Origin of the sequence: Streptomyces sp. NPDC047014 (assembly GCF_040644195.1) — a bacterium.
In the GTDB taxonomy this organism is placed as follows: Bacteria; Actinomycetota; Actinomycetes; order Streptomycetales; family Streptomycetaceae; genus Streptomyces.
In genome coordinates this window covers 1-22045 of the sequence record NZ_JBEYVX010000012.1, presented here as the reverse complement: position 1 = coordinate 22045, position 22045 = coordinate 1, and the positions used below count along the sequence as shown (strand labels likewise).

Here is a 22045-nt window from a genome sequence, read left to right as displayed (position 1 = left end):
GCGCCACCCTCTCTCAGGTGGCGGCGCCGGCCGGCGACTGGCGAGTCATATCCGCTGACGGGTGGCGGTCACCTCTTGCGGACGACGACGAAGTCGGCGAGGGCGACGAGCTGCTCCCGCACCTGCTGGGGCATGTCCACGTCGTCGAGGGCGCGGATGGCGACGGCGTGCTGGCGGCGCGCCTCGTCGGCGGTCCACGCGCGGCCGCCGGCCTCCTCGATGAGGGCGGCGCGGGCGGCGAACTCCTCCTCGGAGAAGTTCTCGAAGTCGCTGCTCTTGGCGTCGGCGGCGAGCAGTTCGGCCAGCTTCTCGGAGGCCGGTCCGCCGGCGGCGAGGGCGGCGACCACGGGCAGGGACTTCTTGCGCTGGCGCAGGTCGCTCCAGGTCTGCTTGCCGGTGGACTCCGGGTCGCCCCAGATGCCGAGGAGGTCGTCGACGGCCTGGAAGGCGAGGCCGAGGTGGTAGCCGTACTCCTCCAGCTTGTCGGCGGTACGGTCGTCCGCGCCGCCGAGCACGGCGCCGATGGAGACCGCGCAGGCGAGGAGGGCGCCGGTCTTGTTGCCCTCCATCTCCAGGCACTCCTCGACGCTGACGCGCTCGCGGTGCTCGTAGGAGATGTCCTGCGCCTGGCCGTCGATGAGCTTGCGGCTGGCGGTGGTCAGGCGGCGGGTGGCGCGGCCGGCCTCGACGGTGCCCAGTTCCAGCAGCACCTCGTTGGCGAGGGCGAAGAGGGCGTCGCCGACGAGGATGGCGAGGGCCGGGCCGTGCACCTTCCAGACGGTGTCGCGGTGGCGGCGCTGCTCGTCGCCGTCCATCAGGTCGTCGTGGAGCAGCGAGAAGTTGTGCACGAGCTCGACGGCGACGGCGCCGGGGATGCCGACCTCGGGGCGGGCGCCCGCGGCCTCGGCGGAGAGCAGCGCGAGGGCGGGGCGCACGGCCTTGCCGCCGTCGCCGTCGGCGGCGTTGCCCTGGGCGTCGATCCAGCCGAAGTGGTAGGCGGCCACGGTGTCCATGGGCGCCGCGAGCCGGTCCACGGCGGCGCGCAGCGCCGGGGTGGACAGCGTACGGCCGCGCTCCAGGAGGGCGACCGTGTCCGCCTTCTCCACGCCCCTGCCGGCTGCGGCCACACTGGCATCCGTGTTCTCGACAGCCGGATTACCCGGGTTCACTGGCTCTCCTCTTGTTCCTGTACGTGCTGTGCTAGTGGTGCCGATGGTGCTGGGCGTCATACCGCCTCCTGGAGCGGGTGTTCGCGGTGGCGGCCGAGCACGGCGAGCGCGGCGTGGGCCGCGTTCAGTCCGCTCCGGACGGCGCCCTCCATGGTCGCGGGCCAACCGGTGGCAGTCCACGCACCGGCGAGGTAGAGCCCCGGCGTGTCGGTGCGCGCCCCGGGGCGCAGCCGGCCGACGCCGGGGGTGGGGGCGAAGGTCGCGGTGCGCTCCCGGGTGACGAAGAAGTCCCGTACCTTGGCGCCGCGCGCGGCGGGCAGCAGCTTTTCGAGCTCGGGGAGGTACTTGGCGCGCAGGGCGGAGACGGGCTCGTCGATGTCGTCCTGGGCGACGGACTGGGACAGGGCGAGGTACTGGCCGCCGTCGGGGAGGCCGGAGGAGTCGGTGCGGTCGAAGACCCACTGCACGGGCGAGCCGAGGGCGGCGAAGAAGGGCTGCCGGAGCACCTTGCGGTCGTAGACCACGTGGACGTTGAGGATGGGGGCGGTGCCGATGTCGAGGAGCTTGCCGGGGTCGGCGAGGGCGCCGTCCGGCAGCAGTGCGTGGGCCTCGCGCTGCGGGACGGCGAGGACGACGGTGCCCGCTTCGAGGGTGTCCTCCTCGGTGTCGACGCGCCAGCTCCCCTCGGGGGTGCGGGTCAGGGCGGTGACGCGGGTGCGCAGGGCGGTGCGGACCCCGGCGGCGTCGAGCCGCGCGCGGGCGAGGGTGTCGTGGAGTTCACCGAGCGGTACGCGGGCCCAGCCGATGTCGGCGGCGCCCTTCTCGGAGAGCAGCCCGGTCTTGAACACCTTGGCGGCGAGCCCGAGGGAGGACTGCTCGGCGGTGGCGTTGAGCGTGGCGATGCCGACGAGGTCCCAGAGCGCTTCGACGGTGCGGGCCGACTGCCCGTAGCGGCGCAGCCAGGTGGCGAAGTCCAGGCCGTCCAGCGCCGGGTCCTCGGGGTCGAGCCGGCGCAGGGCGAGCGCGGCGCGGCCGACGCCGGCGCGCTCGGCGAGGGAGAGGTGCGGGTAGCGGGCGAGGGCGCCGGCCAGGTGCAGCGGCACGGGCAGCGGGCCGCGGCGCAGCCGGCCGAGGCGGGGGCCGCCGGGGTGGGCCACGTCGAGGACGGGTACGTCCAGCCGGTCCTGGAGCGGGGCGAGGGCGGCGCCGCCGACCCGGTCGAGGAACCAGCGGTAGGCGGTGCAGCAACGGAGGTAGACGTGCTGGCCGTTGTCGACGACGAGGTCGCCGCGCTTGAAGGAGAAGGCGAGCCCGCCGAGCCGGGGGCGGCCTTCGAGGAGGGTGACGCGCAGCCCGGCGTCCGCCAGTTCGAGGGCGGCGGTGACCCCGGCGAGGCCGCCGCCGACGACGACGGCGTGCCGGTCGGTGCCGGTCATACGCCCTCCCCCGTGCCGTGCGCCGCGGCGCGGCCCGCCGTGGGAGACGCGGCCGCCGCCGCGGGGGTTGCGCCGCGCCGGGCGTCCTTCGCCGGGGCCGTCACACGCGCCTCCGGACGGCCTGGCGGGTGACGGTCCGCGCGTCGAGCCCAGAGAGCCCGCGCACGGCGACGTACGCCTTCTCGTGGGGCGGCAGGGACACCCGGCCGCGCAGGACGGCCTCCGGCTCCCGCTCGATGCGGTCGAGCAGGCGCCGGTAGATGCCGGCCATGGCGGCGACGCAGGCGCCGCTGCGCCGGTCGAGCAGCGGCAGCAGCCGGTAGCCCTCGGCGAACAGGGCGCGGGCGCGGCGTACTTCGTGGTGCACGAGCCCGGCGAAGTCCGCCCCGGCGGGGGCCCGGTCGGCGTGGAAGCCGTCCCCGCAGCCGAATTTGGCCAGGTCCTCGGCGGGCAGGTAGGTGCGGCCGTTGGCGGCGTCCTCGCGGACGTCGCGGAGGATGTTGGTGAGTTGCAGGGCGAGGCCGAGGGTGTCGGCGTACTCGGGTGCGCGCGCGGCGTCGGCGGCGACGGGACCGGTGGCGTTCGGCGTGCCGAAGACCCCGAGGGAGAGCCGGCCGATGGCCCCGGCCACGCAGCGGCAGTAGGTCCGCAGGTCGTCCCAGGTCTCGTAGGTCTCGCCGCGGACGTCCATCAGGACGCCGTCGATGAGCTCGTCGAGACCGCCGAGCGGGATCGGGAAGCGCCGGGCGGCGTGCGCGAGGGCGACGGCCACCGGGTCGGTGTCGTCCTCCTCGATCTCGCCCGCCCGGATCCGCCCGAGCAGGGCGCGTGTCTCCTCCAGCCGGACGAACTTGGCCTCGGCGGGCAGGGTGCCGTCGCCGATGTCGTCGACCCGCCGGGAGAAGGCGTAGAGCGCCGACATCGCCTGGCGCTTGTCGGTGGGCAGCAGCCTGATCCCGTACGCGAAATTGCGTGCCTGCGTGCCGGTGACGGCCTCGCAGTAGCTGTACGCCGCCTGGACCGGTGCGGACGCGTGTGTGGGCCCCTCCACGTTCGGGCTCACCCCTTTCTCGGCGCTGTGCGCAGGACGGCGGCCACCTCGCGGAGCAGGCCGCTCTTGGTGGGCTTGGGCGGGCCGGGGAGGACGTCGAAGCCGGCGGCGGTGACGGCGCGCAGGGCGGCGCGCCCGCCTCCCACGAAGCCCGCGAGCAGCAGCCGGAGCCTGCCGTGCACACTGCCCACGAGCGGGGTGCCCTCCTCCAGCAGCTCGCGGGCGCGCTGGGCCTCGAAGGCGGTGAGGGCGCGTACGGACGCGCCCGCGCTCGGGGCCGCGAGATCGGCCTCGGACACGTGGAAGCGCCGCATGTCCTCGGCCGGCAGGTAGATCCGGTCGCGCCCGAGGTCCTCGGCGACGTCCTGCATGTGCTCGACGATCTGCAGCGCGGTGCAGACGGCGTCGGAGCGGCGGACGCGCTCGGGGGTGCTGGTCCCGGTGAGGGACAGTACGAGGCGGCCGACCGGGTTCGCGGACAGCTCGCAGTACGAGACGAGGTCCGCGTAGGTCGCGTAGCGGGTGACGAGCTGGTCCCGGCGGTTGGCCTCGATCAGACCGAGGAAGGGCTCGGGGGTCAGCGCGTGGGCGCGGACGACGGGCCGCAGCGCCAGCAGCAGGGGGTGGCGCGGGGGGCCGTCGGCGGAGCCGAAGACGCGCAGGAGGTCCGCTTCGAGGGCGTCGAGCATGGCGAGCCGGTCGTCGACGGCGGCCGGGTCGAGGCCGAGGAGGACGGCGTCGCGCCCGCCGGGGGCGAGGTCGCCGTCGCCGATGTCGTCGACGAGGCGGGCGTAGCCGTAGACGGCCGTCAGGCCCTCGCGCCAGGCGCGGGGCAGGAAGGCGGGGGCGACGGGGAAGTTCTCCGCCGCCGCCTTGTCGAGGGTGGCGCTCACGTGGACCGTGTCGGACGGTGGCCGGATGCCGGTCCCCGGGGTCACCGCCCGCCGCCCGCGGCGGGGACGGCCGAAGTTCCTGGGGGCCGGAGAATTCCCGTAGCCATTGCCGTCACATCTCCCGTTCTACACTGCCGACCCAATGCATCCTATTTCGGACACGCCGCCGGGGGTTTACCGGGGGTGTTCCGGGGCTGTTCACCTGCGGTGAATCGTCCCCTCTTGCCGTGATTCAGGCCCACTTCAGCTTACGCTGTACAACGTCGCGGGGACCGCGCGGGTATTCGCCCCGGCGCATAATGTCGCCGCGCAATCCGAGAACACGCGCGCGAGTAATGCGGGTGCACGCTCAAGGCCCCCGCCGCGCCGAGCGGCAGGGGCCTTCGAGGGAGGCGGACCGGCGGTCAGCCGTTGGTGGCTTTCTCGTAGGCCGAGACGACTTCCTCCGTGGGCCCGTCCATCAGGAGCTCGCCCTTTTCCAGCCACAGCACCCGGTCGCAGGTGTCGCGGATGGACTTGTTGTTGTGGCTGACGAGGAAGACCGTACCGGCCTTCTCGCGGAGTTCCTTGATGCGGTTCTCCGAACGCACCTGGAAGGAACGGTCACCGGTGGCCAGGGCCTCGTCGATCATCAGGACGTCGTGGTCCTTGGCCGCCGCGATGGAGAAGCGCAGTCGCGCCGCCATGCCGGAGGAGTAGGTGCGCATCGGCAGCGAGACGAAATCGCCCTTCTCGTTGATGCCCGAGAAGTCGACGATGCTCTGGTAACGCTGCTTGATCTGCTCCCGGGACATGCCCATGGCGAGACCGCCGAGGACGATGTTGCGCTCGCCCGTGAGGTCGTTCATCAGCGCGGCGTTCACGCCCAGCAGCGAGGGCTGGCCGTCGGTGTAGACCTTGCCCTCCTCGCAGGGCAGCAGCCCGGCGATGGCACGCAGCAGGGTGGACTTGCCGGAGCCGTTGGAGCCGATGAGGCCGATGGCCTCGCCGCGGTAGGCGGTGAAGGAGACCCCGCGCACGGCGTGGACCCGGCGGACGCCGGGGGCGTCGCCCTTCTTCCGGCGGACTATCTTGCTGAGCGCGGCGGTGGCCGCGCCCTTGCCGCTGCTGCCGGTGTTGACGCGGTAGACGATGTGGACGCCGTCCGCGATCACGGTGGGGATGCGGTCCTGGGTGTGCTCAGCCACGGCCGTAACGCTCCTCAGACTTCCAGAAGTACACGAAGCCGCCGAGGCCGATCAGCACGGCCCAGCCCACCGCGAAGAGCCACACGTGCGGGGGCAGGTTGCTGGCGGCGTAGTCGTCGATCAGCGCGAACCGGATGAGGTCCATGTAGATCGCCACCGGGTTCCACAGCAGTACGTCGCTGATCCACTGCGGGTGGTCCTTGAGGTAGATCCCGATCGGGAACATGACGCCGGAGGCGTACATCCACGTACGCATCACGAACGGCATCAGCTGCGCCAGGTCGGGGGTCTTGGAACCCATCCGCGCGAAGATCATCGCGAGGCCGGTGTTGAAGACGAACTGGAGCGCCAGCGTCGGGATCACCAGCAGCCAGGACAGCCGCGGGTAGTTGCCGAAGCAGAGGGCGATCACGAAGACGACGATCATCGAGTACAGCAGCTGCTGGAGCTGCTGGAGCGAGAAGGACACCGGCAGGGAGGCGCGCGGGAAGTGCAGCGCGCGCACCAGGCCGAGGTTGCCCGAGATCGCCCGGACGCCCGCCATCACCGAGCTCTGCGTGAAGGTGAAGACGAAGATGCCCACCACCAGGAAGGGGATGTAGACGTCCTTGGGCATCTCCCGGCCGGCCTGGAGGATCAGGCCGAAGATCAGCCAGTAGACGAGGGCGTTCAGCAGGGGGGTCGCCACCTGCCAGACCTGGCCCAGCTTCGCCTGGCTGTACTGGGCGACCAGCTTGGCCCGGGAGAACGCCAGGATGAAGTGGCGCCGGCCCCAGAGCTGCCGCACGTACTCGCCCAGACCGGGCCGGGCGCCGCTGACGGAGAGGCCGTACTTCCTGGCCAGCTCCGCAGGGCTCAGCCCCGCGTCTGCGGACGGCGGCCTGCTCGTGGCGAGGGCGCCGTTGTGGGTTGTGTCACTCACAAGTTGAAACTTTCGTCCTCAAGATGCGGCCGGGTGGGCATCAGGCCGGTGGCACGGAGCCCGTGATCGTGATCGCGCCATGTTCCCAGACGCGGGCTGGTCAGATGACAGGTGGTCGGCCCAGCCGGGTCAACCGCCAGACCGTACGCCATCTCATCGGGCGGCGGGGTCCGCAGGGGGTGGTCCATCCCTCCCGGAATCCGCCGAACCATGCCTTGAGCGCGGGTCCCGAGGGCTTGCGCAGGAGCGTCAGCAGGAGCCAGACGCCCAGGTAGACCGGGACCAGAGGGGCGGGCAGGTTGCGCCGGGCGAGCCACACCCGGTTACGGGCCACCATACGGTGATACACCGCGTGCCGGGAGGGGGCGGTGGTCGGATGCAGCAGGACCATGTCCGCCCGGTAGTCGATCAGCCACCCCGCGTCGAGCGCGCGCCAGGCCAGATCGGTCTCCTCGTGCGCGTAGAAGAACTCCCCCGGCAGGACCCCGGCCTGCTCGAACACCGTGGTGCGGACGGCGTTGGCACCGCCGAGGAAGGTGGTCACGCGCGAGGAGCGCATCGGGTCGGAGGCCCGCAACCGGGGTACGTGCCGGCGCTGGGTCTGCCCGGTCTCCGGATCCGCGATGCGGAAGCTGATGATCCCGAGCGCGGGGTCCTCGGCGAACGCCTGCCGGCACAGCTCGGCGGTGTCGGTCCGCTCCAGCAGGCCGTCGTCGTCGAGGAAGAGCAGCACGTCCACGTCGCGGCCGCCGGGGCCGAACGCCTCGATGCCGACGTTGCGGCCGCCGGGGATGCCCAGGTTCTCGGGCAGGTCCACGCTGCGGACGCCCGGCGGCAGCTCGGCCACGGAGGCCACCCGCACGCCCTGTCCCACGACGACGACCTCCACCGGGTCGCCCTCCTGGCGGGCCACCGAGTCCAGCAGCGCCTTGAGCTCGTCGGGCCGGTTGCCCATGGTGATGATCACGGCGCCCAGCCGCATCGGGGAGCTCACTTGAGCCTGCTCGACGCGAGGATGGACACCAGGTGCAGCACCGTCTGGAGCATCGCGATGGCCGCGAGCACCGCCACGCCCACCCGGGACCAGTACAGGTCCCCGCGCAGCTGGTCCAGGACGGCCAGGAACAGGATCAGCAGCGACGCCTCGATACCGAGGATCAGCCGGTGGAACTTGAGGGCGGCGGCGGCCCGGCGGGCCAGGGCCATGCCCTTGGCGCGCGGCTCGGCGGCCGCGTCCTTCACCACCGGCTTGCCGGCCTGGTGGCGGGCGACGCCGACCAGGTCCGTCTCCGCCTTGATCAGGATCGCGCCGAGCGCGGCGAGCGTGCCGAGGAAGGCCCACAGCCAGTCGACCCGGCCGGTGCCCCACAGGTCGGCGGCGCGCAGGCCGAAGCCCGTCAGGACGGCGGCGTCGCACAGGTAGGCGCCGACCCGGTCCAGGTAGACACCGGAGAGCGAGTACTGCTTCTTCCAGCGGGCGACCTCGCCGTCGACGCAGTCGAGCAGCAGGTACATCTGGACCGCGACCACACCGAGCACGGCGCCCCAGATCCCCGGGATCAGCAGCGCCGGGAGGGCGAGGACGCCGGCGAGGGTCATCAGGTAGGTCAGCTGGTTCGGCGTGACCTTCGTGGTGACCAGGACGCGGGTGATGCGCAGGGAGATCTCGCGCATGTAGAGGCGTCCGCCCCAGTGCTCGCCACTGACCCGGTCCTTCACGCCCGCCGGGTGCACGACGGGCCGGAGCTCAGATACGGATGGTCTTGGCATAGTCGGCGTAAGCGTCCCTGATCTCGGCTGCGGACAGGTTGAGGTGCTCCAGGACGGTGAAGCGTCCCGGGCGGGTCTGGGGGGCGTACTCCACGGCCGCGACGAACTCGTCGATGCTGAACCCGATCTCCTCGGGCGCGACCGGCAGGCTGTGGCGGCGCAGCACCTCGACGAAGTGGCCGGCGGCGTCCGCGGCCCCGCGCAGGTGCATCGCGAAGGCGGCGCCGATGCCGACCTGCTCGCCGTGGAGCGCGGAGCGCCCCGGGTAGAGCAGGTCGAAGGCGTGGCTGATCTCGTGGCAGGCGCCGGACGAGGGGCGGGAGTCCCCGCTGATCGACATGGCGATGCCGGAGAGGACCAGGGCCTCGGAGAGCACGGTGAGGAATTCGTCGTCGCCGCAGCCGCCGGGGTGGCGCAGCACGGACTCGCCGGCCGTACGGGCCATGGCGGCGGCCAGGCCGTCGACGGGCTCGCCGGTGACGCGGTGCGAGAGCTCCCAGTCGGCGATGGCGGAGATGTTGGAGATCGCGTCGCCGATGCCGGCCCGGATGAACCGCACCGGGGCCTCCTTGATGACCTCCAGGTCGATCACCATGGCGATCGGCGTGGGGACACCGTAGGAGCCGCGGCCGTTGTCGTTGTCCAGGATGGACACCGGCGAGCAGATGCCGTCGTGCGAGAGGTTGGTGGCGACCGCGACCATGGGCAGCCCGACCCGCGCCGCGGCGTACTTGGCCACGTCGATGATCTTGCCGCCGCCCAGGCCGACGACGGCGTCGTAGCGGCGGCCCTTTATGTCGTCCGCCAGCTTGACCGCGGAGTCGATGGTGCCGTCGACGACGGCGTACCAGTCGGCGTGCGGCAGGACGGGCTCCAGCTTGGCGCGCAGCGCCACGCCGGAGCCCCCGCTGATCGCGATGGCGAGCTTGCCCGAGGCGGAGATCCGCTGGTCGGCCAGGAGGCCCGCCAGATCGTCCATCGCGCCGCTGGCGATGTCGACGACGACGGGCGAGGGGATGAGCCTCGTCAGTACTGGCATGCGATCGTCCGGCCCTTGGCGAGGTCGTCGTGGTTGTCGATCTCGACCCACTTGACGTCACCGATGGGGGCCACGTCGATCACGAAGCCGTCGTTGACGAGCTGCTGGTAGCCGTCCTCGTAGTACAGGTCCGGGTCGCGCTCGAAGGTGGTCTTCAGCGCCTCCGCCAGGGCCTCGCCGGCCTCGGCCTCGATCAGCGTGACGCCGATGTACTCGCCGGTGGCGTCGGCCGGGTCCATCAGCTTGGTGATCTTCTGGACGCCGGTGTCACCGACGACGACCTTCATCTCCTCGTCGGCCAGGGCCTTGACCGTGTCCAGGGCGAGGATGATCTTCTGGCCGTCGCCGCGGGCGGCGAGCAGGGTCTCCTCGACGGACACGGGGTGGACGGTGTCGCCGTTGGCGAGGATCACACCGCGCTTGAGGACCTCACGCGCGCACCACAGGGAGTAGGCGTTGTTCCACTCCTCGGCCTTGTCGTTGTCGATCAGCGTGATCTTCAGCCCGTACGTGGCCTCCAGCGCGGCCTGGCGCGCGTAGACGGCCTCCTTGCGGTAGCCCACGACGATCGCGACCTCGGTGAGACCGACGGCGGCGAAGTTGCCGAGGGTGAGGTCGAGGACGGTCAGGCTCTCCTCGTCGCCCTCGGGGCCGACGGGCACGAGGGCCTTGGGCAGGGTGTCGGTGTAGGGGCGCAGGCGGCGTCCCGCACCGGCAGCGAGGACAAGGCCGATCATGCTGGTTCTCCTTCGTCATGTACGGCGGGTGCCCCGGAGGAGACCCAGAAGCGGATGCTCTCCACGAGCACCACCAGTGCCACGAACACGGCCAGGACCGTGAGCGCGGCGGGGAAGTCCGATGCGCGGTCCACGAGGACGGCGGCCAGGACCGCGGTCAGCAGGACCCGGCCCTCGTGGCCGCCGATCGCCCGCACCAGCCAGTGCGGGGGCGCGCCGGTGCCGCCGCGGATGCGGTACACCGTGTCGTAGTGATGGTAGGCGACCGCCGCGATCAGGCCGAATGCCGCCGGGAGGGCCCCGGGCACGTCCGCCTTGGCGGCGAGCACCAGGACGGTGACGTACTCGGCGGCCCGGAACAGCGGCGGGATCAGCCAGTCGAGGGCGCCCTTGAGCGGGGCGGCGACGGCCAGGCCCGCGGCCATGGCGTAGATCACGGCGACGGCGGCCAGCCGCGGGTCCCCGAAGGGCAGGTACAGGGCGGCGGCGATCAGCAGCGCGCTGCCGAGGGCGGCCACGTACACGGAGCCGAAGGTGCCGGCCCGGCCCCGCAGCAGCCGGGCCTGGAGCTCGGCGAGCGGGCCGGAGTCCGCGAGGTCGGCCAGCGCCTGCGCGGCGCGGTCGGTGCGGCGGGCCCGGCGGGTCAGGGAGCGCAGCACCCGGCCCGCGGTGGTGTAGAGCGCGCCGAAGGCGCAGCCGGCGATCAGGGCCCAGAAGACGATCCGGGGGGTGGTGAGGGCGGTCAGGACCGCGATCATCGCCCAGCGCTCACCGATCGGCAGGATGATCATCCGCCGGACCCAGACCGTCCAGCCGACGCTGTCCAGGCGGTCGGAGAGGGCCGCGGTGGGGCTGGTGTTGGCGGTGGCGTCGTGGTTGGCCTCGTTGAAGGAGAAGTCCACGACGTGCCGGCAGGTCATGAGGATCATGGCGCCGAGGGCCAGGCCCCAGACGTCGTCCCCGTTGCGGGCGGCGCCGAGCGCGAGGCCCGCGTAGAAGGAGTACTCCTTGGCCCGGTCGAAGGTGGCGTCGAGCCAGGCGCCCATCGTCGAGTACTGGAGCGAGTAGCGGGCGAGCTGCCCGTCGGTGCAGTCCAGGACGAAGGAGAGGATGAGGAGCACGCCCGCGGCCACATAGCCCCAGCGCTCGCCGGTGGCGGCGCAGCCGGCCGCGATCAGCGCGGTGATCAGCGAGGCGGTGGTGACCTGGTTGGGGGTCAGGCCGCGGCGGGCGCACCAGCGGGCGAGGTAGCGCGAGTACGGGCTGATGCAGAAGGTGGTGAAGAACCCGTCGCGGGACTTCACGGCGGAGCGCAGCCGGACCGCTTCCTCGTCGACGGCGGCGACGGCGGCGGAGGCCGCGGCCCGCTCGTCCGCGCCCGCGGGCACGGTGGCGACGAGGCTGCCCAGCTCGGGCCGCTGGACGGTGGTCCCGGTGGCCTCGACGGCGGTGGCCAGCCGGTCGGCGTAGGCACCGGGCCCGTGGGCGGTCTCGGTGGCGACGGCCTTGTCCAGGGCCTCGCGGGCGCCCGGCTGGACGGAGAGGGCGCCGGTGACGGCGCAGGCGTCGAAGCGCGGGTCGGTCAGCGCCAGGCGCAGGGCGTGCACGTGCCCGACGAAGGCGCTGTCCACGACGGCGACCCGCTGGTCGGCGGGTACGCCGGCCAGTGCGGCGGCGGCGTCCCGGGGGCCGGCGGCGGGGCGGACCTCGAAGCCGAGGGAGCGCAGCTCGTCAGCGAGCGGTGATCCGGGGACCGGCAGGCCGGTGAGGATGACGGTCGGCAGACGAACTCACTCCTTGTAACGGGTTCCGTACGGACGCCCTGGTGGGGGCGGCACGTCGGCAGAGGCTATCGGATGAAGGGAAGCAGGCATTCACCGCCCGTTCACGCCCTGACAAGCCCGATATCCGGGGCTGCGGGCCGGGTCGTGATCATCATCGATGATCACGGCGCGGTACCACAAACGGCCCGGATGTTACGGTGGCGACGCCCCCGGAGGCGTCGAGTGGAAAGAGGTGGGTCGATGACCGTCGCAGTGGTCGCGGCCGTGCGCTGCGAGCTCCGGTTCATCCCCCGTTCCTCCCGGGTGTCCGGCCGAGCCTGATCCACCTGCCTCCCGGCTGCCGCCGGGGAGCCGATCGGCCGGAGCCCCCGTCACAAGGGTTCACGTTGACCGAACACATCCACACCACCGACGGCGACTCCGCCGCCCACCCCACCGACGCCTGGCCGACCCGTCCGGAGACGGCGGCCGACGCCGCCGCCGTACGGGCGGTCAACCTGGCGGCCTTCGAGACCCCCTCGGAGGCCGATCTCGTGGACGCCCTGCGCGCGGACCCGGCCTGGCTGCCGGGGCTCTCGTACGTGGCGCAGGCGCCGGACGGGTCGGTGGCCGCGCACGCCCTGCTGACCAGGTGCACGGTGGACGGCGCCCCGGCGCTCGCACTGGCCCCGGTGGCCACCCTCCCGGCACACCAGCGCTCGGGCGCGGGCAGCGCGGTCGTACGGGCCGTGCTGGCGGCGGCGAAGGAGCGCGGGGAGCCGCTGGTCCTGGTGCTGGGCCATCCGGCCTACTACCCGCGCTTCGGCTTCGTTCCGGCCTCGTCCTTCGGGATCCGGGCGCCCTTCGAGGTGCCGGACGAGGCCATGATGGCGCTGGTCCTGGACGATTCCGTGCCGGTCCCGGCAGGCACGATCGCGTATCCGGCGCCCTTCGGGGTCTGACGCCCACGCGGTGTGCGCGGCGCTCCGCGACGGTCCGCCCCCCGCCGCTAGCACGTGGCGGGGGGCGGACATGCGCGGATGGCCGAAGTGCGGACAAGCCTCTTTTGTACGGCAGACTGAGGGCCGAAGTCCGAAGCGAAGGATGGGTATGCCGACCACACCAGCCACCGCCGCGCACACTGCGTCCAACGGCACCGGTACTCAAGAACCGATCATGCTCGAACTGGTCGACGAGTCCGGCAACACCATCGGCACCGCGGAGAAGCTCTCCGCTCATCAGGCGCCCGGCCAGTTGCACCGGGCGTTCTCCGTATTCCTCTTCGACGAGCAGGGGCGTCTGCTGCTCCAGCAGCGGGCCCTCGGGAAGTACCACTCCCCGGGCGTCTGGTCGAACACCTGCTGCGGCCACCCCTACCCGGGCGAGTCCCCGTTCGCGGCCGCCGCCCGGCGGACCCACGAGGAGCTGGGCCTGTCGCCCTCGCTGCTCGCGGAGGCGGGGACGGTGCGCTACAACCACCCGGACCCGGCTTCGGGGCTGGTGGAGCAGGAGTTCAATCACCTGTTCGTGGGACTGGCGCAGGCCGCCCTGCGGCCGGACCCGGAGGAGGTGGAGGACACCGCCTTCGTCACCGCCGAGGAGCTGGCGAAGCGGCACGCCGAGCTTCCGTTCTCCGCCTGGTTCATGACCGTACTGGACGCGGCCCGGCCCGCGATCCGCGAGCTGACCGGCGACGCGGCGGGCTGGTAGCCCCCGGCCGGTCCCCCGCCGTCCGGCCCTCCACCGCTCGGCCGTCCGCCGCTCAGCCGGCGGCCGGCGGCCGGGGCAGCGGCAGGGCGGCCCAGATGACCTTCCCGCCGGTCGAGGTGTGCTCGACGTCGCAGACCCCGCCGGACTCCAGGGTGATCTCCCGGACGAGGAGCAGGCCCCGGCCGCCGGTCTGGCCGAAGTCGGCCTCCAGGGCCTTGGGCCGGTAGGGGTGGTTGTCCTCGACAGCCACCCGGACCCAGGAGCGGCCGACGGCCACCTCCACGGCCACCTCGGGCGAGAGCAGGGCCGCGTGCCGCACCGAGTTCGTCACCAGCTCGGAGACGATCAGCAGCAGGGAGTACACCAGGTCCTGCGGGGCGGGCACCCCCTGGCGCCCGAGCAGGTCGCGGACCGCCCGGCGGGCCTGCGGAACGGATTCTTCAACCGCGGGCGCGGTGAACCGCCACACCCCCTCGTACGCGAGGGGGTCGGCCGGAGCCTGCGGCTCCCCTTCCCTGGCCTGCGGGACGCTCCCGCTGCTGTCCATCTTCCGGCCCCCGTCTTCACGCTCGATCGTCTCCACGCGTCCAGAGTGGGGAACGGGGCCATCCGGCCCGGACCGCTGACCAGAAGTCGGCGTCAATCGGACGCTTTCTGACCGTTGGCGTATGACGGAGTCAGTTGTTGGTCCGTTCCTGATTTCCTCGCGGCCGCTTCCCGGCCGTCTCACCGGCCCCGCCCGCCTCACCGGCCTCCCCCGTCACACCGTCTTCCCTGACCAGGCCCAGGATGCGGCGCGCGCCCATGCCCGTCACGATCAGGCTCAGCCCGTCGAAGAGCAGGGCGAGGGAGAAGAAGGCGCCGATCACGTAGAGGCTGTTGCCGGGCCAGTTGGACAGGATCAGCAGTCCCAGCAGCACCCCGAAGGCGCCCTGGACCAGTGCCAGCCCGAAGTGGGCCCCGCGTACGACGAGGGCTCCCACCAGCCGGAACAGCCCGCCGGTGAGGAAGAGCAGCGCGGCGAACATGGTCAGGGCCTCGGCGCTGGCCTCGGGGCGGCGCAGGATCACGAAGCCCGCCGCGATATTGATCGCGGCGACGATGACGGCCAGCCAGAAGTAGTTGCTCCTCCGGGACTGCACGGCCTGGAGCAGGCCCACCACACCGCCGATCAGCAGCAGCCAGCCGAAGAGGAACATCGAGGTGAGCGTGGCCAGGCCGGTGTAGACGAGGCCGACCAGACCGGCCAGCACGAGCAGCACCCCGAGCCCGGCCAGCAGCCCGAAACTGCGGTGGAGCTTCTTCTTCTCCCGCTGCGGCTCCGGAGCCGTGCCCATGGACATGCCACCTCCTCGCACCCCCCACGGACTCCCTTGATCATAGGTTCGGGCCCCCGGGATAGCATCCGGCGCATGGACGCAGCCCCGGAGGCCACCCTCCGCCACACGGTCGCCGACGGGGTCGCCACCGTCGTCGTCTCCCACCCCGCCAAGCGCAACGCCATGACCGCGGCGATGTGGCGGGCGCTCCCGGAGCTGCTGGCGGAGCTGGCCCACGACCCGGCCGTACGGGTGCTCGTACTCACCGGGGACGGCCCGACCTTCTGCGCGGGCGCCGACATCTCCACCCTGACCGGCAAGGACGACCCGCGGGCCCTCGCCGTGGCGGCCGAGGAGGCCCTGGCCGCCTTCCCCAAGCCCACCCTGGCCGCCGTCCGCGGCTTCTGCGTGGGCGGCGGCAGCCAGCTGGCCGCCGCCTGCGATCTGCGCTTCGCCGAGGAGGGTGCCTCCTTCGGGGTGACCCCGGCCCGGCTGGGCGTGGTCTACCCGGCCTCCGCCACCCGGCGGCTCGCGGCCCTGGTCGGCCCGTCCTGGGCCAAGTACCTCCTCTACTCCGCGGAGCTGATCGATGCCCCGCAGGCCCTGCGCGCCGGGTTCCTGAACGAGCTGCTGCCCGCGGGCGCGCTGGACGGGCGCGTCGCCGAGTTCACCCGGATCCTCGCCTCCCGCTCCCAGCTGACGCAGGCGGCGGCGAAGGAGTTCGCCGACGGCCGCACCGACCGGGACGCCCACTGGGAGGAGCAGGCGGCCGGGAGCGCGGACACCGCCGAGGGGGTCGCCGCCTTCCTGGAGCGCCGGGCGCCCCGGTTCACCTGGACCCCGTGACCCCTTCGCCGGGCAGGTGGTGCCCGCGCAGCATCGCCACGAGCGGGGCCGGGGCCTTCTCCGGCGATCCGGCGTCGTAGGGCGGCTGCGGGTCGTACTCGGTCATCAGCTGGACGGCCTGGGCGAAGTCGTCCCCGGCGATCCGGCCGAGCAGGCCGAGCCCCATGTCGATGCCGGAGGACACCCCGGCGGCGGTGACGTACTTCCCGTCGTACACCACCCGCTCGCCGGTGGGCGCGGCCCCGAACTCCGCCAGCCGGTCCAGGTACATCCAGTGACTGGTGGCCCGCCGGCCGTCGAGCAGCCCGGCGGCGGCCAGCAGCAGCGAGCCGGTGCACACCGAGGTGGTCCAGGCGGAGCCCGCGTCGACGGCGCGCAGCCAGTCCAGGACGGCGGGGTTGGCCATCTCCCGCTCGGGGTGCGGCCCGCCGGGCACCAGCACGATGTCGGGCCGGGTGACCTCGTCGAGTCCCTTGTCGGCGACGAGCGCGAGGGCGCCGCCGTCGGTGCGTACGGGGCCCGGCCGCTCGGAGACGAAGACGACCTCGGCGCCGGACAGCCGGCCCAGGGTGTCGAAGGGGCCGATGGCGTCGAGGGCGGTGAAGCGGTCGTAGAGCAGGATGGCGATCTGCATGGCTCCTCCGGAGCGTCGGTCGTCGGTCGTCGGTCGGGACACGGGACATACCGCGGGCGGACGGCGGGGGGCGTCCCTCAGCCGCCCGGCCCGCCGAATCTGCGCCGGTACTCGGCGGGCGGCTGGCCGAGGGTCCGGACGAAGGCCCGGCGCAGGGCCTCCGGGGTGCCGTAACCGCAGGCACGGGCGATCTGGGCGATCCCTTCCCCGCCCTCCTCCAGCAGCCGCCGGGCGTGTTCCACCCGCACCCGTTCGACGTACCGGCCGGGCGTGACCCCGGTCTCCGCCCGGAAGGCCCGCGCGAAATGCCGGGGCGAGAGCCGGGCGCGGGCGGCCAGCCGCTCCACGCCCAGCTCCTCCCCCGGATGCTCGGTGATCCACTGCTGGACGTCCCGCAGCGGGTCCCGCCGGGCCGTCTGGGCCGCCAGCTGCGCGCTGAACTGCGCCTGGTTGCCGGGCCTGCGCAGGAACACCACCAGATGGCGGGCGATGGTCAGCGCGACGTCCCGCCCGTGGTCCTCCTCCACCAGGGCCAGCGCGAGGTCGATCCCCGCGGTGACCCCGGCCGAGGTGTGCACGGATCCGTCCCGTACGTAGATCGGGTCCGGGTCGACCGCGACCGCCGGGTAGTCCCGCGCCATCCGCTCGCAGGCGTTCCAGTGCGTGGTCGCCCGCCGCCCGTCCAGCAGGCCCGCCTCCGCCAGCAGCAGCCCGCCCGTGCAGACGGACACCAGCCGCTCCGCGCCACCCCCGTGGGTCCGGAGCCAGTCGACGAGCCGGGGCTCGAAGTCCGTCGTGTGCCGGCCGCCGGGCACCAGCACCGTGGTCCCCGGGCCCGGCCGGGCCTCCGCCAGGTCCCCGTCGGGCAGCAGGGCCAGGCCGCTGCCGCTGCGCACGGGCCGCCCGCCGGGGGACACCGTACGGATCGTGTACCCGGACCGGCCCGGGAAGTGGGTGAGCGCGGCGAACACCTCCACCGGCCCTGTCACGTCCAGGCTCTGCACCCCGTCGTAGAGGAGGACGAGGAGGCCGCGCGGCGCTGAGGGCATGGCTCCATCGTGCGCGCGCCGGCGCGGTGGCCGCAATGACGGGCTTCCCACCTATCCGGCCATCTGGGCAGCCGCCCGGCGCCGATAGGATCGGCCCATCATGACTGCCACCCTCGTCGCCAAGAAGCTCACCGCCGCGCACGGCGAGCGCACGCTGTTCGCCGGTCTCGACCTCGTCGTCGCGCCCGGCGACGTCATCGGTCTCGTCGGCGTGAACGGCGCCGGGAAGTCCACCCTGCTGCGTCTGCTCGCCGGTCTGGACACCCCCGAGACCGGGGAGCTGCGGCTCTCCCCGCCCACCGCCGCCGTCGGCCACCTCCCGCAGGAGCCGGAGCGCCGGCCCGAGGAGTCGGTCCGGGAGTTCCTGGCCCGGCGTACGGGCGTGGCCACCGCCCAGGCGGAGCTGGACGCGGCCACGCAGGGCCTGGTGGACGGCACCCCGGGGGCGGACGACGCGTACGCCACCGCCCTCGACCGGTGGCTGGACCTCGGCGGCGCCGATCTGGAGGAGCGGGCCCAGGAGGTGGCCGACGACCTCGGTCTCGCGGTCGGCCTCGACCTGCCCATGACGGCGCTCTCCGGCGGCCAGGCGGCCCGCGCGGGCCTGGCCTCGCTGCTGCTCTCCCGCTACGACGTCTTCCTGCTGGACGAGCCCACCAACGACCTGGACCTCGACGGTCTGGAGCGGCTGGAGCGCTTCGTCAAGGGGCTGCGCGCGGGCACGGTCGTGATCAGCCACGACCGCGAGTTCCTGACCCGGACGGTCACCAAGGTCCTCGAACTGGACCTGGCCCAGCAGCAGATCAACCTCTACGGCGGCGGCTACGACTCCTACCTGGAGGAGCGCGCCCGGGCCCGCAGCCACGCCCGCGAGGAGTTCGAGGAGTACGCCGACAAGAAGGCCGCCCTCGAAGGCCGGGCGCAGATGCAGCGCAACTGGATGGACAAGGGCGTGCGCAACGCCCGCCGCAAGGCCACCGACAACGACAAGATCGGCAAGTCGCTGCGCGGCGAGTCCAGCGAGAAGCAGGCCGCCAAGGCCCGCCAGACGCAGCGCGCCATCGAGCGGCTGGAGGTCGTGGAGGAGCCCCGCAAGGAGTGGGAGCTGCGGATGGAGATCGCGGCGGCCCCGCGCTCCGGTTCCGTGGTGGCCACCCTGCGCGAGGCGGCCGTGAAGCGCGGGGACTTCGCCTTCGGCCCGGCGAGCCTGCAGATCGACTGGGCGGACCGGGTGGCGATCACCGGGGCCAACGGCGCCGGGAAGTCCACCCTGCTCGCCGTCCTGCTCGGCCGGCTGGCCCCGGACTCCGGCTCCGCCACCCTCGGCTCCGGTGTGCTGGTCGGCGAGGTCGACCAGGCCCGCGGGCTGTTCCTGGGCGACGAACCGCTGCTGGAGGCGTTCTGCGCGGCCGTCCCCGACACCGAGCCGGCCGAGGTGCGCACGCTGCTGGCCAAGTTCGGCCTCAAGGCGGCCCATGTGATGCGCCCGGCGGCCACCCTCTCCCCCGGTGAGCGCACGCGTGCCGCGCTGGCGCTGCTCCAGGGCCGCGGGGTGAACCTGCTGGTGCTGGACGAGCCGACCAACCACCTGGACCTGCCGGCGATCGAGCAGCTGGAGTCCGCGCTGGAGGCGTACGAGGGCACCCTCCTGCTGGTCACGCACGACCGCCGGATGCTGGACGCGGTGCACGTGACCCGCCGGCTGGAGGTCGCGGGCGGCCGGGTCACCGAGCTGTAGGGCCTGTCCGGCGGATCAGGCCCCAGCGGTACGTGGGCCCGCGCGGGCTCACGTACCGGATGCGGCCGGGGCCCGGCGGCGGCGGGCCAGCCGCTCCGCGACGAAGCCGCGCGGGAGGTGGCGGACGGCGAAGGCGTAGGCGCGGTAGCGGCGGCCGGTGATGCTGACGGGACGGCGCAGGGCCAGGTCCTTGAGGGCCCGCTCGACCACGGCCTCCGGCTCCAGCCAGACCGCGTCGCGCAGCGCGCTGACGTCCATCCCGGCCCGCTCCTGGAACTCGGTGCGGGTGAAGCCGGGCACCACCGCCAGCACGCGGACCCCGTACGGCCGCATGTCCACCCGCAGGGACTCGCTGAACGCGGTGATCCACGCCTTGGCGGCCCCGTAGGTGCCGGTGGGCAGCAGTCCGGCCACGGAGGAGACGTTGAGCACGGCCCCGTGGCGGCGCTCGCGCAGGCCGGGCAGCAGCGCGTGGGTGAGCACGAGCGGCACCTTGACCAGCAGGTCGAGCATGCGCTCCTCGTCCTCGACGGGGCTGTGCGGGAAGGGCGCGGGCAGGCCGAAGCCCGCGTTGTTGACCAGGACGTCCACGGGCCGGTCCCGGTCCGCCAGCCGCTGCGCGACGGCCGCGCGGTCCGCCGGGTCGAGCAGGTCGGCGGGCAGCACCTCGGACGGCGTCCCGTACTCGCGTGCCAGGGCGTCGGCGACGGCCTCCAGCCGGTCCTTGTCGCGGGCGACGAGCACCAGGCGGCAGCCCCGGACGGCGAAGGCGCGGGCGAAGGCGGCGCCCAGTCCGGCGCTGGCCCCGGTGATCAGTACGGTGGTGCTCACGGTGTCCTCACGTCCTCGGGTGCGGCCTGCGCGGTGTACGCCTCGGCGACGTCGACGAGGAAGCCGGCCTCGTCCGCCAGGTCCCCGCCCTCCCGCGAGCCCTGGATGACGGCGGGCAGTTCCAGGCCGGCGGCCCCGCCGGGCTGACCGGGCAGCCCGTCCAGCTTCGCCCGCCGGGCCTCCCTCAGTACGCGGGCCAGCGCGGCCGCGGTGCGCCGCTGCTCGGGGATGCCGCGTCCGGCCGCATGCCCGCGGGCCTGCTCCAGGGCGCCCGGGCGGACGTACTCCCCCAGGATCAGGATCGCGTCGCGCGTCTCGATCACCTTGCGGTAGACCAGCAGGTTGCGCGGGACGGGCGGCCACAGCAGCTCCACCACCCGGCCGGAGCGCGGCTTGTTGAGCGCGACGTGCGGCACGGCTTCGACCAGGTCGCGCCAGAGCGGCCAGAGCCGCCAGGCGGTGGCGCTGTCGTCGAGGGTGCGGCGCAGGGTGAACAGGGTGGGCACGAGGATCGCGGCGGCGCGCAGCAGGCCGTGCAGGTTCATCAGCAGCGGCAGCGCGGGCATCGCCCAGGTGCTGCCGAAGAGGGCCTTGAGCAGGTACGCCAGCCAGAACAGCCCGGCGAGGGCGGTGCCGAGGCCGAAGAGCCGCAGCCCGGCGGCGAGGCCGCGGCTGGCGGTGCGGCGGCTGTAGCGCCAGCACAGGGCCACGCAGACGGTGTTGGCGACGACGTGCGCGGAGATCAGCACCAGCCAGTACGCGAGGGAGGGCACGGGCTCGCCGGCCGGGGGCATGGTGTGCGTGCCGTGCCCGGGGGCGGCGGTGTCGAGGCCGGTGAGGGCGGCGAGCCAGAGCACCGTGGCGGCGCAGGAGGCGATCCGGAGGCGGCGGCCGCGGGTGGCGGCGGCGACGAAGTAGAGCACGGCGCCGGCCGAGAACACGCCGATGAGGTTGCGGACGAGGCCGATGGTGTGGGCGTAGCCGGCGCCGCGGTCCATCGCGTAGGCGACCAGGTCCGGGAGGTTCAGGGTCATCGCGGCGGCGGCGGTGGCCACGGCCAGCCACAGGCCGCGCTGCTGCGGGGAGCGCAGGGCGCCCGGGGCGCGCAGCAGGACGGCGGCCCAGAGGCAGACGACGGCGGGGACGGCGAGCCAGTCGCCGAAGGCGGTGAGGTCAGCTGCCATCGGAGCCCCGCTCGTAGCCCATGGCGGACTCCAGCCGGGCGAGGGTGCCGCGGCCGTGGGCGGGGGTGCGGGGGGCGGCGTGGGCGGTGCGGATGCGGATCATGCTGGCGAGCATCTCCGCCTCCTGCTCCTGCCGGGTGGTGTAGTTGGTGCGCCCGAGCACGGTGGGGGCGCCGGTGCCGGTGTCCTCGCCCTCCAGGGAGTGGTGGCCGAAGAGGATGTGGCCGAGCTCGTGGAGGACGATGTGCTCCCGGTGGAGCGGGGTGGTCTGCGCCTCGTAGAAGACGTAGTCGACGCTGGCCGTGCCCACCCACAGGCCGCAGACCCCGGATTCGGCGGCTTCCTTGGGGAGGGGGTGGAGGCGGATGGGGCGGCCGCGCCGCTCGGCTATCCGCTCGCACAGCGCGTCGAGGGAGAACGGGTGGGTCAGATCCAGATGGCCGAGAATGTTCTCGCACCTTTTGCGAATGCTGAGTTGCCGGTAAGGCATGTGATCCCTCTTCGGACCCTTTCCGGGGCAGCGTCGGTAGGCGTGTACGGGCAGGGGCATGACGTCCTGTGCCTTCAAGGCGGCCTCGGGGGTGACGGTCCTGAGGGGGAGGAAACGCGGAAGCCCGTCCGCCTGACGACGAACGGGCGTTCCACCATGCCTACAGATCTTGTACGGGAGTAGCGGCCTCGAAGTCCTTGTCGAAGTCCGGGTCCTCGCTGTAGTTGTAGAGCCCGCTGCGCATGCCGGCGAGCTGGCGCAGGGTGATGCGGTCGCC

General features: G+C 73.2%; 23 protein-coding genes. 5 read left to right on the top strand and 18 right to left on the bottom strand.

Going from position 1 to position 22045, the window contains the following annotated elements; genetic code table 11:
• Positions 1-68: 68 nt before the first annotated feature.
• The 11 genes from ABZ873_RS10680 to ABZ873_RS10630 all read right to left on the bottom strand — a co-directional run bounded on the left by ABZ873_RS10680 (position 69) and on the right by ABZ873_RS10630 (position 11811).
• The gene (locus ABZ873_RS10680) at positions 69-1229 is read right to left on the bottom strand and encodes a polyprenyl synthetase family protein (RefSeq protein WP_360868326.1); all 1161 of its coding nucleotides are present in this window, start codon (positions 1227-1229) and stop codon (positions 69-71) included.
• Entirely contained in the window at positions 1226-2605 is a 1380-nt protein-coding gene (hpnE, locus tag ABZ873_RS10675) for a hydroxysqualene dehydroxylase HpnE (protein ID WP_360868323.1), read from the bottom strand. The genes ABZ873_RS10680 and hpnE overlap by 4 nt, the downstream gene beginning before the upstream one ends.
• A 100-nt stretch (positions 2606-2705) precedes the next feature.
• Positions 2706-3668: a presqualene diphosphate synthase HpnD gene (gene hpnD, locus ABZ873_RS10670; RefSeq protein ID WP_360868320.1), complete on the bottom strand. Its 963-nt coding sequence runs from the start codon at positions 3666-3668 to the stop codon at positions 2706-2708.
• On the bottom strand, positions 3665-4549 hold the full coding sequence (hpnC, locus tag ABZ873_RS10665; RefSeq protein WP_360868317.1) for a squalene synthase HpnC: 885 nt from the start codon (positions 4547-4549) through the stop codon (positions 3665-3667). Before hpnC ends, hpnD begins: the two co-directional genes overlap by 4 nt.
• A 404-nt stretch (positions 4550-4953) precedes the next feature.
• Positions 4954-5736 (bottom strand): ABC transporter ATP-binding protein, encoded by a 783-nt coding sequence (locus tag ABZ873_RS10660; protein WP_360868314.1) that lies wholly within the window; start codon positions 5734-5736, stop codon positions 4954-4956.
• Entirely contained in the window at positions 5729-6658 is a 930-nt protein-coding gene (locus ABZ873_RS10655) for an ABC transporter permease (RefSeq protein WP_360868311.1), read from the bottom strand. The genes ABZ873_RS10660 and ABZ873_RS10655 overlap by 8 nt, the downstream gene beginning before the upstream one ends.
• Before the next feature lie 100 nt (positions 6659-6758).
• Positions 6759-7652, bottom strand: a complete 894-nt coding sequence (locus ABZ873_RS10650; protein ID WP_360868309.1) for a glycosyltransferase — start codon at positions 7650-7652, stop codon at positions 6759-6761.
• Positions 7649-8428 carry a CDP-alcohol phosphatidyltransferase family protein gene (locus ABZ873_RS10645; RefSeq protein WP_360868306.1) on the bottom strand — a complete coding sequence of 260 codons (780 nt, stop codon included), beginning with the start codon at positions 8426-8428 and terminating at the stop codon, positions 7649-7651. Before ABZ873_RS10645 ends, ABZ873_RS10650 begins: the two co-directional genes overlap by 4 nt.
• Positions 8406-9467, bottom strand: a complete 1062-nt coding sequence (locus ABZ873_RS10640) for an iron-containing alcohol dehydrogenase family protein (protein ID WP_360868303.1) — start codon at positions 9465-9467, stop codon at positions 8406-8408. Before ABZ873_RS10640 ends, ABZ873_RS10645 begins: the two co-directional genes overlap by 23 nt.
• Positions 9455-10204, bottom strand: coding sequence for a phosphocholine cytidylyltransferase family protein (locus ABZ873_RS10635; protein ID WP_360868300.1), 750 nt, complete (start codon positions 10202-10204; stop codon positions 9455-9457). Before ABZ873_RS10635 ends, ABZ873_RS10640 begins: the two co-directional genes overlap by 13 nt.
• Positions 10201-11811 (bottom strand): DUF5941 domain-containing protein, encoded by a 1611-nt coding sequence (locus tag ABZ873_RS10630; protein ID WP_360868298.1) that lies wholly within the window; start codon positions 11809-11811, stop codon positions 10201-10203. The genes ABZ873_RS10635 and ABZ873_RS10630 overlap by 4 nt, the downstream gene beginning before the upstream one ends.
• Here ABZ873_RS10630 and ABZ873_RS10625 point away from each other — a divergent pair, their 5' ends adjacent.
• The 3 genes from ABZ873_RS10625 to idi all read left to right on the top strand — a co-directional run bounded on the left by ABZ873_RS10625 (position 11812) and on the right by idi (position 13677).
• The gene (locus ABZ873_RS10625) at positions 11812-11949 is read left to right on the top strand and encodes a hypothetical protein (RefSeq protein WP_360868295.1); all 138 of its coding nucleotides are present in this window, start codon (positions 11812-11814) and stop codon (positions 11947-11949) included.
• 425 nt (positions 11950-12374) lie between these two features.
• Entirely contained in the window at positions 12375-12929 is a 555-nt protein-coding gene (locus ABZ873_RS10620) for an N-acetyltransferase (RefSeq protein ID WP_360868292.1), read from the top strand.
• A gap of 148 nt (positions 12930-13077) precedes the next feature.
• Entirely contained in the window at positions 13078-13677 is a 600-nt protein-coding gene (idi, locus tag ABZ873_RS10615) for an isopentenyl-diphosphate Delta-isomerase (RefSeq protein WP_360868289.1), read from the top strand.
• Positions 13678-13729: 52 nt separating this feature from the next.
• Here the strand turns inward: idi and ABZ873_RS10610 are convergent, their stop codons facing one another.
• Positions 13730-14260 (bottom strand): ATP-binding protein, encoded by a 531-nt coding sequence (locus ABZ873_RS10610; RefSeq protein ID WP_360868286.1) that lies wholly within the window; start codon positions 14258-14260, stop codon positions 13730-13732.
• 94 nt (positions 14261-14354) lie between these two features.
• Positions 14355-15014, bottom strand: coding sequence for a DUF308 domain-containing protein (locus ABZ873_RS10605; RefSeq protein ID WP_360868545.1), 660 nt, complete (start codon positions 15012-15014; stop codon positions 14355-14357).
• 75 nt (positions 15015-15089) lie between these two features.
• Between ABZ873_RS10605 and ABZ873_RS10600 the strand changes: the two genes are divergently transcribed.
• Positions 15090-15842 carry an enoyl-CoA hydratase-related protein gene (locus ABZ873_RS10600; RefSeq protein ID WP_360868283.1) on the top strand — a complete coding sequence of 251 codons (753 nt, stop codon included), beginning with the start codon at positions 15090-15092 and terminating at the stop codon, positions 15840-15842.
• On the opposite strand, the gene ABZ873_RS10595 is transcribed toward ABZ873_RS10600, so the two are convergent.
• Together ABZ873_RS10595 and ABZ873_RS10590 are read right to left on the bottom strand one after the other, a co-directional pair.
• Positions 15826-16476 (bottom strand): DJ-1/PfpI family protein, encoded by a 651-nt coding sequence (locus ABZ873_RS10595; protein ID WP_360868280.1) that lies wholly within the window; start codon positions 16474-16476, stop codon positions 15826-15828. The two genes, ABZ873_RS10600 and ABZ873_RS10595, sit on opposite strands and share 17 nt — an antisense overlap.
• 77 nt (positions 16477-16553) lie before the next feature.
• Positions 16554-17525 carry a GlxA family transcriptional regulator gene (locus tag ABZ873_RS10590; protein WP_360868278.1) on the bottom strand — a complete coding sequence of 324 codons (972 nt, stop codon included), beginning with the start codon at positions 17523-17525 and terminating at the stop codon, positions 16554-16556.
• A gap of 100 nt (positions 17526-17625) precedes the next feature.
• Between ABZ873_RS10590 and ABZ873_RS10585 the strand changes: the two genes are divergently transcribed.
• A complete protein-coding gene (locus tag ABZ873_RS10585; RefSeq protein ID WP_360868275.1) occupies positions 17626-19263 on the top strand; it encodes an ABC-F family ATP-binding cassette domain-containing protein in 1638 nt (545 codons plus the stop codon).
• A 48-nt stretch (positions 19264-19311) separates the two neighbouring features.
• On the opposite strand, the gene ABZ873_RS10580 is transcribed toward ABZ873_RS10585, so the two are convergent.
• From ABZ873_RS10580 to ABZ873_RS10570, 3 genes are read right to left on the bottom strand one after another with little or no spacing between them, the layout of a single operon-like run.
• Complete coding sequence (locus tag ABZ873_RS10580) at positions 19312-20094, bottom strand: SDR family oxidoreductase (protein WP_360868273.1); 783 nt, start codon at positions 20092-20094, stop codon at positions 19312-19314.
• The gene (locus ABZ873_RS10575) at positions 20091-21278 is read right to left on the bottom strand and encodes an MAB_1171c family putative transporter (RefSeq protein ID WP_360868270.1); all 1188 of its coding nucleotides are present in this window, start codon (positions 21276-21278) and stop codon (positions 20091-20093) included. Before ABZ873_RS10575 ends, ABZ873_RS10580 begins: the two co-directional genes overlap by 4 nt.
• Positions 21268-21768 (bottom strand): hypothetical protein, encoded by a 501-nt coding sequence (locus ABZ873_RS10570; RefSeq protein ID WP_360868267.1) that lies wholly within the window; start codon positions 21766-21768, stop codon positions 21268-21270. The genes ABZ873_RS10575 and ABZ873_RS10570 overlap by 11 nt, the downstream gene beginning before the upstream one ends.
• Between the last annotated feature and the right edge of the window lie 277 nt (positions 21769-22045).

Excerpts from the sequence above, each read along its gene's own strand:
- ABZ873_RS10585 (WP_360868275.1), top strand. The coding sequence starts at position 17,626 with ATGACTGCCACCCTCGTCGCCAAGAAGCTCACCGCCGCGCACGGCGAG.
- ABZ873_RS10640 (WP_360868303.1), bottom strand. The coding sequence starts at position 9,467 with ATGCCAGTACTGACGAGGCTCATCCCCTCGCCCGTCGTCGTCGACATC.
- ABZ873_RS10645 (WP_360868306.1), bottom strand. The coding sequence starts at position 8,428 with ATGCCAAGACCATCCGTATCTGAGCTCCGGCCCGTCGTGCACCCGGCG.
- ABZ873_RS10570 (WP_360868267.1), bottom strand. The coding sequence starts at position 21,768 with ATGCCTTACCGGCAACTCAGCATTCGCAAAAGGTGCGAGAACATTCTC.
- ABZ873_RS10680 (WP_360868326.1), bottom strand. The coding sequence starts at position 1,229 with ATGACGCCCAGCACCATCGGCACCACTAGCACAGCACGTACAGGAACA.
- ABZ873_RS10590 (WP_360868278.1), bottom strand. The coding sequence starts at position 17,525 with ATGCCCTCAGCGCCGCGCGGCCTCCTCGTCCTCCTCTACGACGGGGTG.
- ABZ873_RS10600 (WP_360868283.1), top strand. The coding sequence starts at position 15,090 with ATGGACGCAGCCCCGGAGGCCACCCTCCGCCACACGGTCGCCGACGGG.
- idi (WP_360868289.1), top strand. The coding sequence starts at position 13,078 with ATGCCGACCACACCAGCCACCGCCGCGCACACTGCGTCCAACGGCACC.
- ABZ873_RS10595 (WP_360868280.1), bottom strand. The coding sequence starts at position 16,476 with ATGCAGATCGCCATCCTGCTCTACGACCGCTTCACCGCCCTCGACGCC.
- ABZ873_RS10605 (WP_360868545.1), bottom strand. The coding sequence starts at position 15,014 with ATGGGCACGGCTCCGGAGCCGCAGCGGGAGAAGAAGAAGCTCCACCGC.
- hpnE (WP_360868323.1), bottom strand. The coding sequence starts at position 2,605 with ATGACCGGCACCGACCGGCACGCCGTCGTCGTCGGCGGCGGCCTCGCC.
- ABZ873_RS10635 (WP_360868300.1), bottom strand. The coding sequence starts at position 10,204 with ATGATCGGCCTTGTCCTCGCTGCCGGTGCGGGACGCCGCCTGCGCCCC.
- ABZ873_RS10575 (WP_360868270.1), bottom strand. The coding sequence starts at position 21,278 with ATGGCAGCTGACCTCACCGCCTTCGGCGACTGGCTCGCCGTCCCCGCC.